Source organism: Polaromonas jejuensis NBRC 106434 (assembly GCF_001598235.1).
Classification (GTDB): Bacteria; Pseudomonadota; Gammaproteobacteria; order Burkholderiales; family Burkholderiaceae_C; genus Polaromonas; species Polaromonas jejuensis.
The window spans coordinates 1-11,404 of sequence record NZ_BCYO01000050.1 but is presented as its reverse complement, the minus strand read 5'-3'; the positions used below and the strand labels follow the sequence as shown (position 1 = coordinate 11,404).

Genomic DNA, 11,404 nt, shown 5'->3' with positions numbered 1-11,404 from the left:
CTCAGGGCTATCAGGTCGTGTCCCAGAGCTACGAGGCGTACCGGGTGCGCAGCGAGAACCTCGAGGTCACGCTGGCCGGCGCGAGCCGGCCGGGGGAGATCATTGTGATCGGGGCGCACTACGACTCCGTGAGCGGCAGCCCCGGCGCCAACGACAACGCCAGCGGCGTGGCTGCACTGCTGGAACTCAGCCGGGCGCTGGCGCAGGCGCAGCCTGTGAAATTGGCCCGCACCGTCCGCTTCGTCGCCTTCGTGAATGAGGAGTCGCCGTTCTTCGACCGCGGCGAGATGGGCAGCATGGTCTACGCCAAAGCGGCGCGTGCCCGCGGCGACAATATACGGCTGATGGTCTCGCTCGAGATGCTGGGGTACTACAGCGACGCGCCCGGCAGTCAGCGCTACCCGCCGCTGTTCGGGTTCTTCTATCCGGATCGGGCCAATTTCATCGGCTTCGTGTCGAACTTCGCCTCCCGTCGCCCATTGCGCGAATGGGTGCAGGCCTTCCGCTCCCACTCGGATTTCCCGGCGGAGTCGCTCGCCACGTTCGAGTTCGTCCCGGGCGTCGCCTGGAGCGACCATCTCCCCTTCTGGCGCGAGGGCTATCCGGCGCTGATGGTCACCGACACCGCCTTCTACCGCTACGCCCCCTATCACAGCCGCCGGGACACGCCCGACCAGCTCAACTATCCCGCCATGGCGCGAGTCGTCATGGGACTGCAGGCTGCGTTGACCACCATGGCGTCGCGGCCGGACCGTTCCCGGTGAACGGCGAAAAACGGCCCCATTCCGGCGACCGCTTCCTATAATGAAATTCACGGGGCCAATCCCCGTTTGCCGGGGTGGCTCCCGTGCCCTGCGCACGGGCCTGCGGGTGCGCTCACCACAGCACAACGGAGGTGTTCCATGGCAAGCTACGTGATTCTTAGCCGTTTTTCTCCGGATGCATTCCGCGATCCGGGCGAATTCAAACAGTTGGCCGCGACGGTCGCGGAGAAAATCAAGCGCGGATGCCCCGGCGTCACCTGGAAGGAAAGCTACGCCACGCTGGGGCGGTTCGATGTGGTCGATATCGTTGAGGCGAATGACATCAAGCAGGTTGAGAAGGCCGCCATGATCATCCGCGCCTACGGGCATTCGACGACCGAAACCTTGCAAGGCACACCGTGGAACGAGTTCCTCGGCACGCTCTAGCAGGCTAGCCGTCCTCCTCCTTGGGAGGACGAAACATCACGGCCCCATCGTCGTAACCACCTGCCGGCGCTTTCCGTTCGCAGTAGCCTGAATCGAGGCCAGGGAGCGGGAATGACGGAGGGAGAAACGATGAAGTCGAGATGCAGTTCAAAAATCGGGGCCGGCCGCGTGCCTGCTGGCAGACGGGCTCGCTGGCTACAGCGGCAGGCCCGCGCATTCCGGCCGCCAGCCTCACGCCGTTTGCGCATGTACGCGCACCGGGATCCGCCGCCGGCCGAAAGGGCCGGAGAAAGCCGCGTAGCGGCCGGGGATTGCCGTGCCGCAGTGGCCGCCGCTGGTCACTTCGTAGGCGAGGATCTCGTGCCAGTGGCGCACGATCAGCGCTTCGCCGCAGCCGTGGCAGAAGGTGGTGCCGCCCTCGCGGTCATGCAGCACGTTGCCGGTATAGACGTACTGCAGGCCGTGAGCGCGTGCGATCTCGCGCGCCCGCGTCAGCGTCGCCGGCGGTGTCGGCGGCGTATCCATCATCTTGTAATCCGGATGGAAGGCGGTGAAGTGCAGCGGCACGTCAGTACCGAGCTCGCGCGCTATCCAGCGGCATTCGGCCTCGATCTCCTGCTCCGAATCGTTCTTGCCGGGGATCAGCAGGGTGGTGATCTCGAACCAGACCTCGGTTTCATGTTTGAGATAAACCAGCGTGTCGAGCACCGGCTGCAGCCTGGCCCCGCACAGGCGGAAGTAGAAATCGTCGGTGAAGCCCTTCAGGTCGACGTTGGCCGCGTCCATCTTGGCGTAGAACTCGCGTCGCGGCTGGTCGTGGATGTAGCCGGCGGTGACCGCGACGGCGGCGAGTCCCTGCTCGTGGCAGGCGTCAGCCGCATCCATCGCGTATTCGGCGAAGATTACCGGATCGTTGTAGGTGAAGGCGACGCTCTTGCAGCCGAGCCGGGCCGCGGTGCGCGCGATCGTCTCGGGGCTGGCCTGGTCCATCAGCGTGTCCATCTCGCGCGACTTGGAGATATCCCAGTTCTGGCAGAACTTGCAGGCGAGGTTGCAGCCCGCGGTGCCGAAGGAAAACACGCTCGATCCCGGATAGAAGTGGTTGAGCGGTTTCTTCTCGATCGGGTCGATGCAGAAGCCCGAGCTGCGGCCGTAGGTGGTCAGCACCATCCGGTCGCCGGCGCGCTGGCGCACAAAACAGGCGCCGCGCTGGCCCTCGTGCAGCCGGCAGTCACGCGGGCAGAGGTCGCATTGGATGCGGCCATCGTCGAGCATGTGCCAATAGCGTCCCGGGTAGTCCATTGCATTCCTCTCCTTCCGGCCACCACAGACAGGAAATTCAACCGCCTGAATGCAAGTATCGTAGCCGTTGGCCCATCCGACAGGCGCCGATGCCCGTTTTCGAAACCTGGTTTTGAGCGAGATAGCAGGCCTGTGAACAGGGCGCGGGTCTGGCGGCTTTACAGGGAGAACTGCCGCGGTGCCCATAATGGTTCAAGCGATCGCCGCGCGATGAAAGGGCTCATGACCGAACGACCTATTCGGGCTACCATTCAACTTGAAGCCAAACGTAAAGCGGTAGAGCGGAGATCCTGAATCTTTGACGAGAGGCAGCGAGGTGAATTCCGATCACGCGGCGCAAGTCCTGGTCATAGGTGCCGGCCCGGCCGGCTGCGCTGCGGCGATGACGCTGGCGCGGGCGGGAATCGACACGGTCCTGGTGGACCAGTCCCGCTTTCCGCGCGACAAGGTGTGCGGCGACGCGCTCATCCCCGACGCGCTGCGGGCGCTGGACAGGCTCGGCTTGGCGCGCGAGGTGCTGTCGGTGGCGCGGCCGCTGCAACGCATGCGTATTTTCGCGCCCAACGGCAGCCATGTGGAACTCGGCGGCCAACTCGCCTGCCTGCCGCGGCTGCGGCTCGACGATGCGCTGCGCGGTGCCGCGGTGGCGGCCGGGGCGAGGTTTCTTGCCCCGTTGCGCCTTGCCCGCTTCATGGAATCGGATGGCGCCTTGCGCGGCGCCTGCTTCAAGGTGCCCGGGAACCGTGCCGAGACCGCCATTCGCGCCGAGCTCTTGCTGCTCGCCACCGGCGCCGCCAGCGCGCCGCTGGAACTCGCCGGCGTATGCGAGCGCAAGGAAGCGAGCGGGATCGCCGTGCGCGGCTATTTCCGCAGCGAAACGCTGGCGCGCGAACTCGACGCCCTGTGCATTTGCTTCGACCGCAGCATCTGCCCCGGCTACGGCTGGATTTTTCCCGGCCCGGACGGCGTGTTCAATGTCGGCGCCGGCTACTTCTTCGATGCGCCACGCCACCCCGCCGTCGGGAATGTGCGGCAGGTGTTTGCATCCTTCGTGGAGCGCTTCCCCCTGGCGCGTCGGCTGCTCGCCGAAGCGGAACCGCTGGGACAGATAAAGGGGGCGCCGTTGCGCACAGCGCTGAAAGGCGCGCGCCTGGCACGCCCCGGCCTGCTGGTCGCGGGCGAGGCGGCGGGCAGCACCTACTCGTTCAGCGGCGAAGGCATTGGCAAGGCATTGGAAACCGGGATGCTCGCCGCCGAGCACGCCTTTGGCTTCTTCAGCGGCAAGCTCACCGCCACGACATTCGGCCCGGCTTACGAGCAATCGCTGGCCGAGGCCCTGGCGCCCCGCTTCGCTGCCTATGAGACTGCGCAGCAGTGGCTGTCCTACCCGGCGGCCTGCGATTTCATCGCCGCCCGCGCGCGCCGCGGACGATACGTCAAGGCGCAACTGGAGGAGCTGCTGGCCGAGTCAGGCGACCCCGGCGAGCTTTTTTCGTGGGGCGGGCTGCTCAAGGCGCTGGCGGCCTGAGCGCTCACCCCGCCAACAGCGCCGCGTTGCCCCCCGCCGCCGTGGTGTTCACCGTCAGCGTCTGCTCCGCGCAGAAGCGGTACAGGTAGTGCGGCCCGCCCGCCTTGGGGCCGGTGCCGGAGAGTCCTTCACCGCCGAAGGGCTGCACGCCGACGACGGCGCCAATCATGTTGCGGTTGACGTAGATGTTGCCCACATGGGCGCCGGCAGCCAGCGCCTGCGCGCGCGAATCGATGCGGGTCTGCAGCCCCAGCGTGAGGCCGTAGCCCAGCGCGTTGATCTGGGCGATCACCGCCTCGGGCGTGCCGAGCGCGCCGCTGCCCCAGCGCACGATCTGCAGCACGGGGCCGAAGATTTCATCCTTGACATCGGCCAGGCTGCGCACCTCGAAGGCCGACGGTGGCACGCTATTGGGCATGGCTGCTATCGATTGCGTAGCTGATGATGCCCGTTCCTTCTGGGCTGCAAGCACTTTTGACGTGGAAGCCAGGCGCTGCAGATGCTTCTGGATGTTGTCAAAGGCCTCGCGATCGATCACCGGGCCGACATCGGTCGTCAGTTCGGCCGGGTTGCCCAGCACCAGTTCCTGGGCAGCGCCCTGGATCATCTCAATCACGCCATCGGCAATGCCTTCATGCACGCACAGGAGGCGCAGCGCCGAGCAGCGCTGGCCGGCCGAGCGGAAGGCGCTTTGCACCACCGCGTCCACCACCTGCTCGGGCAGCGCCGTGCTGTCCACCAGCATGGCGTTGATGCCGCCGGTTTCGGCGATCAGCGGCACGATGGGGCCGTCCTTGGCGGCCAGGGCGCGGTTGATGATCTTGGCCACCTGGGTGGAGCCGGTGAACACCACCCCCGCCACGCCGGGCGCGGCCACCAGCGCGGCGCCCACGGTTTCACCCGGGCCGTGCAGCAGCTGCAGCGCGCCTTCGGGCACGCCGGCGGCATGCATCAGCTTCACGGCTTCCCAGGCCACGCCCGGCGTCTGCTCGGCCGGCTTGGCCAGCACGGCATTGCCGGTGCTAAGGGCGGCCGCCACCTGGCCCATGAAGATGGCCAGCGGGAAATTCCAGGGGCTGATGCAGACCCAGACGCCGCGCGCGCTCAGGCGCAGCTCGTTGGTCTCGCCGGTTGGTCCCGGCAGGGCCACGGGCGCCATGATGCGCTCGGCCTCGCCCGCGTAGTAGCGCAGGAAGTCGGCCGCCTCGCGCACCTCGGACACGGCATCGCCCCAGGTCTTGAAGGCCTCTTTCACCAGCAGCGCGCAAAACCTGGGCATCTGCTGCTCCAGCGCATCGGCGGCGCGGCGCAGGACGGCGGCACGCTCGGCAACCGCCACCTTGCTCCATTTTTGATAGCTAACTACGCCCGTTGCAACGGCGCTGGAGGCCAATTTGGCATCAAACTCCGGCACGGCGGGCAGCGTCGTGGTCGCCAGCGCGGCCAGCAAGGGCGCCCGCATGCTTTCCACCGTCAAATCCAGCCCGCGGCTGTTGGGCCGGCCTGGGCCGTACACCGCCATGGGCAGCGGCAGGGACGGCTCGGGCGCAAGGCGCAGCGGCGAGGTCAGCAACTCGCCCATGCCGACGGACTCGTCCGCGAGCTGGTGCACAAAGGAAGAGTTCGCGCCGTTTTCCAGCAGGCGGCGCACCAGGTAGGCCAGCAGGTCACGGTGCGCACCCACCGGGGCGTAGACCCGGCAGCTGATCAGCGGGTTCTTCAGCACTTCGCGGAACACGCCCTCGCCCATGCCGTGCAGGCGCTGCAACTCAAAGGGCACGCCAAGGCGCGCCGCCATCTGCAGGATCGCGGCGATGGTGCCGGCGTTGTGGCCGGCGAACTGCGGATAGATCGCATCGGGCGCGGCCAGCAGGGCCTGCGCGCACGCCAGGTACGAAACATCGGTGTGGTGCTTGTGGGTGAACACCGGGTAGTGCGGCAGGCCCATTTCCTGCGCGCGCTTGATTTCGGAGTCCCAGTAGGCGCCCTTGACCAGGCGGCACATCAGGCGCAGCTTGTATTTGCGGGCAATCGCGGCAATGTGCTCGATCAGCTCCAGCGCACGGGTCTGGTAGGCCTGCATGGCCAGGCCAAAGCCCTGCCACTGCGGATACTTCTGGGCCACTTTGGCGACCAGCGCCTCGAACACGTCCAGCGACAGCTCCAGCCGGTCGACTTCCTCGGCGTCAATGGTGAGGTTGATATTGGCTTGCGCGGCCTGCTCGCACAAACCCCAGACACGCGGCACCAGCTCGGCCATCACGCGGGCGTGCTGCGCGTCCTCGTAGCGCGGGTGCAGCGCGCTGAGCTTGATGGAAATACCGTCGTTCCGCTCGCAGGGCACATCGGCGCGCGCACCCGTGGCGATGGATTTGATGGCGTTGGCGTAGCTGTCCAGGTAGCGCAGCGCGTCCTTGTCGGTGCGGGCCCCCTCGCCCAGCATGTCGTAGCTGAAGCGCAGCTTGGCGATTTTCTTGCGGGCGCTGTCGGCCTCTTTCATGGCATCGCCAATCGTCTGGCCCAGCACAAACTGGTGGCCCAGCAATTGCACGGCGCGCAGCGTGGCCGCGACCACGGTACGGGCGCCCAGCTTGCTCATCAGGCCGGGCTGACCGCCTTCGGGCAAGAACTTCTTGGACAGCGCAATGGCCGAGGCCGACAGGCGGGCCATCACGCCATCGCTGGCACCGTCAAAGTCGGCCCGACCCAATTGGTCGGCCGTCAGGGCGATGGCGGTTTCGGCATCGGGCACGCGCAGCAGGGCTTCGGCCAGGCGCATCAGGGCCAGGCCTTCGGCGCTGGAAATCGGGTATTCCTTGAGCAGGCTTTCCATGGCCCAGAAGGGCGGCGGGTTGTCGCGCACGGCTTGCACCCAGGGCTGGGCCGACTGGCTGGCGGCGGCCCAGTCCAGCGCGCCGCTCAAGGCCTCCAGACGGCAGGAGACGACTTCGGCTTCGGGCAGATAAGGGAATGGTAAACGCATAAAACCTCAAGATATTTAGTTGATATCTAATGTTGAATCGTTTTTTGATTAATTTTTCACCAAATTTCTACATAAATTCAGAATAAATAAAACCTTCCAACCACTCGCCGTGCCAGTCCGGCTTGCGCGCGCCATCAGGTCGGCAGGCTGCTTTGTGGCTTGACTTCCTCCATGCAGATCATCGAGCGCACGCCGGCAACACCGGGCACCTGCATCAGGCGGTCGGTCAAAAACACGGACAGGCTTTTCAGGCTGGCTGCGACCACCTTGAGCAGGTAATCCGAGTCGCCCGAGATGATGTGGCATTCGATGACTTCAGGAAAAGCTATCACATTGCGCTCAACCTCGCGCACATTACGAAACTGCTCGCGGTCCAGCGACAGGCTGACAAAGGCCGTGACCTCCAGCCCGACGGCTGCGGGCGCGACCAGGGCCGCATAGCGGCGTATCACCCCGCTCTCCTCCAGCGTGCGCACGCGCCTCAGGGTTTGTGGCGCCGACAGGTGAATGCGCTCGGCCAGCTCCACGTTGCTCATCCGGCCGTCGCCCTGAAGCCATTTCAGAATATTTCTATCATAGGCATCCATCAGTCATCCTTGGATTAAATTTTCAACTTTAATGAAATATTATTTCTTAATTTAGCACAAACATGCATCAATAGGAAATCAAATTTCCAGCCAGCCGACCTAAGATTGCGCATCGCCACCCGCCAAGCTTGCCCGCTACAAAAATTTCCGCAACCGGGTGGTTTGCCTAACAACGAAGGAAAAATGATGGTTGCTTTTATTGGTACGAACGATCTGCAGGAGCATCTGGCGACAACCCGCCCCGAAGGGGCCATCGGGGAACTGGTGCGCATGATTGGCGAGGATTTCCGGCGCTGGCCCCAGTTCGACAAGACGGCCCGCGTGGCCAGCCACTCGCCGATAGGCGTGATTGAGCTGATGCCGATTTCCGACGGCCGCCAGTACGCCTTCAAATACGTGAACGGTCACCCGCAAAACACCCGCGACGGCCTGCTGACCGTCACGGCGTTTGGCGTGTTGTCCGACGTGGCCACCGGCTACCCGCGCATCCTGTCCGAGCTGACGCTGACCACGGCCCTGCGCACGGCCGCCACCTCGGTGCTGGCCGCCCAGCAGTTGGCCCGGCCCGACAGCCGCTGCATGGCCCTGATCGGCAATGGCGCGCAAAGCGAGTTCCAGGCCATAGGCTTTCACTGCCTCATGGGCATCGAAGAGCTGCGGGTCTACGACGTGGATCCGCAGGCCACCGACAAGCTGGTGCGCAACCTGAGCGCCTACCCCAAGCTGCGCATCTACCGCGCCAGCTCGACCGCCGACGCGGTCCGCGGCGCCGACATCGTGACCACCGTGACGGCCGACAAGACCAACGCCCTTATCCTGACGCCCGGGATGATAGAGCCCGGCATGCACATCAACGCCGTGGGCGGCGACTGCCCTGGCAAGACCGAGTTGCACGCCGACATTCTTCACGCAGCGAAAGTGGTGGTGGAGTACGAACCCCAGTCACGCATCGAAGGCGAGCTGCAGCAAATGCCGCCCGACTTTGCGGTGACCGAGCTGTGGCAGGTGCTGAACGGGCAGGCGACCGTGCGCACCGATGCGAGCCAGGTCACGGTCTTTGACTCGGTGGGCTTTGCGCTGGAAGACTTCTCCGCCATGCGTTACCTGGAAAAACATGTGCTGAAAGACAGCGCACGGGTGCTGGACCTGATTCCTGAACTGATGGACCCGAAAGACCTGTATGGCATGGGCATGGCCCGCAGCGCGTCCGCACCGGCAAGCGTTCCGAACCGCAGCACTGCGGCGGCCTGCTGACCGAACCGCAGAAATCGCTTGTGAAAACCATCCACCTGATCGGTGCGCCCACCGATATTGGCGCCAGTGTGCGCGGCGCGGGCCTGGGGCCCGACGCCCTGCGGGTCGCCGGCCTGCCGCAGGCGCTGCGCGATCGCCAGCTGCAAGTGATTGACAGCGGCAACCTGGCCGGCCCGCCCAACCCCTGGGAACCCCCGCGCGACGGCTTTCGCCACCTGCCCGAAGTGATTGCCTGGAACCGGTCCATCTATACCGCTGTGCACGACGCGCTGACGGCTGGCCAGTTGCCGGTGCTGCTGGGCGGCGACCACTGCCTGGCCATCGGCTCCATCAGCGCAGTGGCGCGCCACTGCAAGGCCGCCGGCAAGCAGCTGCGCGTGCTGTGGTTTGATGCCCACGCAGACACCAACACCGCCCACATCACGCCCAGCGGCAACATCCACGGCATGCCGGTGGCCTGCCTGCTGGGCCACGGGCCCGAAGCGCTCACGCATCTGGGCGGCGAGGTCGCCCTGCAGGCACGCGAGCTGTGCCAGATCGGCGTGCGCAGCGTCGATGCCGGCGAGCGCGCCTTTGTCAAGGAACTGGGATTTGAAGTCTTTGACATGCGCTACATCGACGAATTTGGCATGCGTGCCGTGATGGAGCTGGCGCTAGCGGGCACTGACAGCAACACCCACCTGCATGTCAGCTTTGACATGGACTGCATGGACCCGGAGATTGCGCCCGGCGTCGGCACTGCGGTGCGTGGTGGCCCGAGCTACCGCGAAACCCAGCTGTGCATGGAAATGATTGCCGACACCGGCTTGCTCGGCTCGCTCGACCTGGTCGAGTTGAACCCGGCGCTCGACGTGAGGAACCAGACCGCCGAACTGGCGGTGGACCTGATCGAAAGCCTGTTCGGCAAGTCCACCCTGATGCGGCGGGCGCCCGCCGACGGGCCCTGACACAGCCCAGGCCGCTGGCGACACATCAACCCACAACGACAGAGACACAGGAGACAACAACGACATGTTTGCAGAAGCAAAAACCGAAGCCTGGTCCGGGCGCTTTGCGGCGCCCATGGACGAGCTGCTGACCGACTACCAGCAATGCCTGGACATCGACATCCGCCTGGCCAGCGTGGACATCGCCGGCTCCCTGGCCCATGCCGAAATGCTGGCCAGCATCGGCGTGCTGTCCGGACAGGACCTGGCCGACATACAGCGCGGCATGGCCCAGATCCGCCAGGAAATCGAGGAGCGCGTCTTCCCCTGGGCTAAGGACCGTGAAGACGTGCACATGAACATCGAGCACCGCCTGACGCAGCTGATAGGCGATGCCGGCAAGCGGCTTCACACCGCGCGCTCACGCAACGACCAGGTCGCCACCGACCTGCGCCTGTACACCCGCCAGGAGCTCGATGCCCTGGGCGACGAGCTCAAGGCACTGGTCAGCGTGGCGCTGGACCTGGCCCGCACCCATGCCGCCACCCTCATGCCGGGCTGCACCCATCTGCAGATTGCGCAGCCGGTGACCTTTGGCCACCACCTGATGGCCTATGTCGAAATGTTTCTGCGCGATATCCAGCGCGTTCGCCAGGCCCGTGAGCGCCTGAACGAGCTGCCGCTGGGAGCGGCCGCGCTGGCCGGCACCTCCTTCCCGATTGACCGGCATTTCGTCGCCGGGCGGCTGGGCTTTGCCGGGGTCTGCCAGAACTCGCTGGATGCCGTGTCGGACCGGGATTTCGTGATTGACGCCTGCAGCGCCGGCGCGCAGATCATGATGCATTTGTCGCGGCTGTCGGAGGAGCTGGTGTTCTGGTCCAACCCGCTGGTCGGTTTCATCGAAATCGGCGACCGTTTCTGCACCGGCTCGTCCATCATGCCGCAGAAGAAAAACCCCGACATTCCGGAGCTGGCGCGCGGCAAGGCGGGCCGGGTGTTCGGCAACTTGGCCAGTGCGCTGGCCGTGATGAAATCCCAGCCCCTGGCCTACAACAAGGACAACCAGGAGTCCAAGCAGCCGCTGGTCGACACGCTAGCTACCGTGCGCAGCTCGGTCCGGGTGTTCAGCCGCCTGCTGCCTTCGCTGAGCGTCAACCAGGCGCGCATGCGCGCGGCCGCCAGCGCTGGTTTTTCGACCGCGACCGACCTGGCCGACTACCTGGTGCGCCGCGGCCTGCCCTTTCGCGAAGCGCATGAAGTGGTCGCGCTGACGGTGCGCCGCTGCATCGAATCCGGCAAGGATTTGAGCCAGCTGACCCTCGAGGAATTGCGCCAGTTTTCCCCCGTCATCGAGGCCGACGTCTTCCAGTCGGTGACCTTGGAGGGTTCGGTTCTGGCCAGAAATCATGTCGGGGGGACTGCACCCGCTGCAGTCACCAGCGCCATTGAGAGTGCCCGTAAACGGATAGAAGCGGCCTGACCGGCCGCCACATGCCAAGCTTTAGTTTTTCACCCCACCTATACATAACTATTTACCGGAGAATTTCATGAGTTTGAAACGTCTAGCCAGTCTTGCCGTCACCACCCTGGTGTTGTGCGCATCGGGTCTCAGCGCCCAGGCCCAGCCCAAGGAG

Annotated in this window: 9 protein-coding genes; 6 read left to right on the top strand and 3 right to left on the bottom strand. The window is 65.3% G+C overall.

Going from position 1 to position 11,404, the window contains the following annotated elements; translation table 11 throughout:
* On the top strand, positions 1-764 hold a 764-nt coding region (locus PJE01S_RS23620), incomplete at its 5' end, for a M28 family peptidase (protein WP_068836168.1).
* Between the two features lie 138 nt (positions 765-902).
* The gene (locus tag PJE01S_RS23615; RefSeq protein WP_068836167.1) at positions 903-1,190 is read left to right on the top strand and encodes a GYD domain-containing protein; all 288 of its coding nucleotides are present in this window, start codon (positions 903-905) and stop codon (positions 1,188-1,190) included.
* A 231-nt stretch (positions 1,191-1,421) separates the two neighbouring features.
* Here the strand turns inward: PJE01S_RS23615 and amrS are convergent, their stop codons facing one another.
* Positions 1,422-2,492, bottom strand: coding sequence for an AmmeMemoRadiSam system radical SAM enzyme (gene amrS / locus PJE01S_RS23610; protein WP_068836166.1), 1,071 nt, complete (start codon positions 2,490-2,492; stop codon positions 1,422-1,424).
* A 316-nt stretch (positions 2,493-2,808) separates the two neighbouring features.
* Between amrS and PJE01S_RS23605 the strand changes: the two genes are divergently transcribed.
* Positions 2,809-4,020 carry an NAD(P)/FAD-dependent oxidoreductase gene (locus tag PJE01S_RS23605; protein ID WP_068836165.1) on the top strand — a complete coding sequence of 404 codons (1,212 nt, stop codon included), beginning with the start codon at positions 2,809-2,811 and terminating at the stop codon, positions 4,018-4,020.
* A 4-nt stretch (positions 4,021-4,024) separates the two neighbouring features.
* Here the strand turns inward: PJE01S_RS23605 and PJE01S_RS23600 are convergent, their stop codons facing one another.
* Both PJE01S_RS23600 and PJE01S_RS23595 read right to left on the bottom strand, forming a co-directional pair.
* Entirely contained in the window at positions 4,025-7,003 is a 2,979-nt protein-coding gene (locus PJE01S_RS23600) for an L-glutamate gamma-semialdehyde dehydrogenase (RefSeq protein WP_068836164.1), read from the bottom strand.
* 134 nt (positions 7,004-7,137) lie between these two features.
* Entirely contained in the window at positions 7,138-7,590 is a 453-nt protein-coding gene (locus PJE01S_RS23595) for an Lrp/AsnC family transcriptional regulator (protein ID WP_068836163.1), read from the bottom strand.
* 186 nt (positions 7,591-7,776) lie between these two features.
* On the opposite strand from PJE01S_RS23595, the gene ocd reads away from it, so the two are divergent.
* The 3 genes from ocd to argH all read left to right on the top strand — a co-directional run bounded on the left by ocd (position 7,777) and on the right by argH (position 11,250).
* Complete coding sequence (gene ocd / locus PJE01S_RS23590) at positions 7,777-8,844, top strand: ornithine cyclodeaminase (protein ID WP_068836162.1); 1,068 nt, start codon at positions 7,777-7,779, stop codon at positions 8,842-8,844.
* Positions 8,845-8,864: 20 nt separating this feature from the next.
* Entirely contained in the window at positions 8,865-9,791 is a 927-nt protein-coding gene (rocF, locus tag PJE01S_RS23585) for an arginase (protein ID WP_068836161.1), read from the top strand.
* Positions 9,792-9,855: 64 nt separating this feature from the next.
* A complete protein-coding gene (gene argH / locus PJE01S_RS23580) occupies positions 9,856-11,250 on the top strand; it encodes an argininosuccinate lyase (protein ID WP_068836160.1) in 1,395 nt (464 codons plus the stop codon).
* The last annotated feature ends 154 nt before the right edge of the window (positions 11,251-11,404 follow it).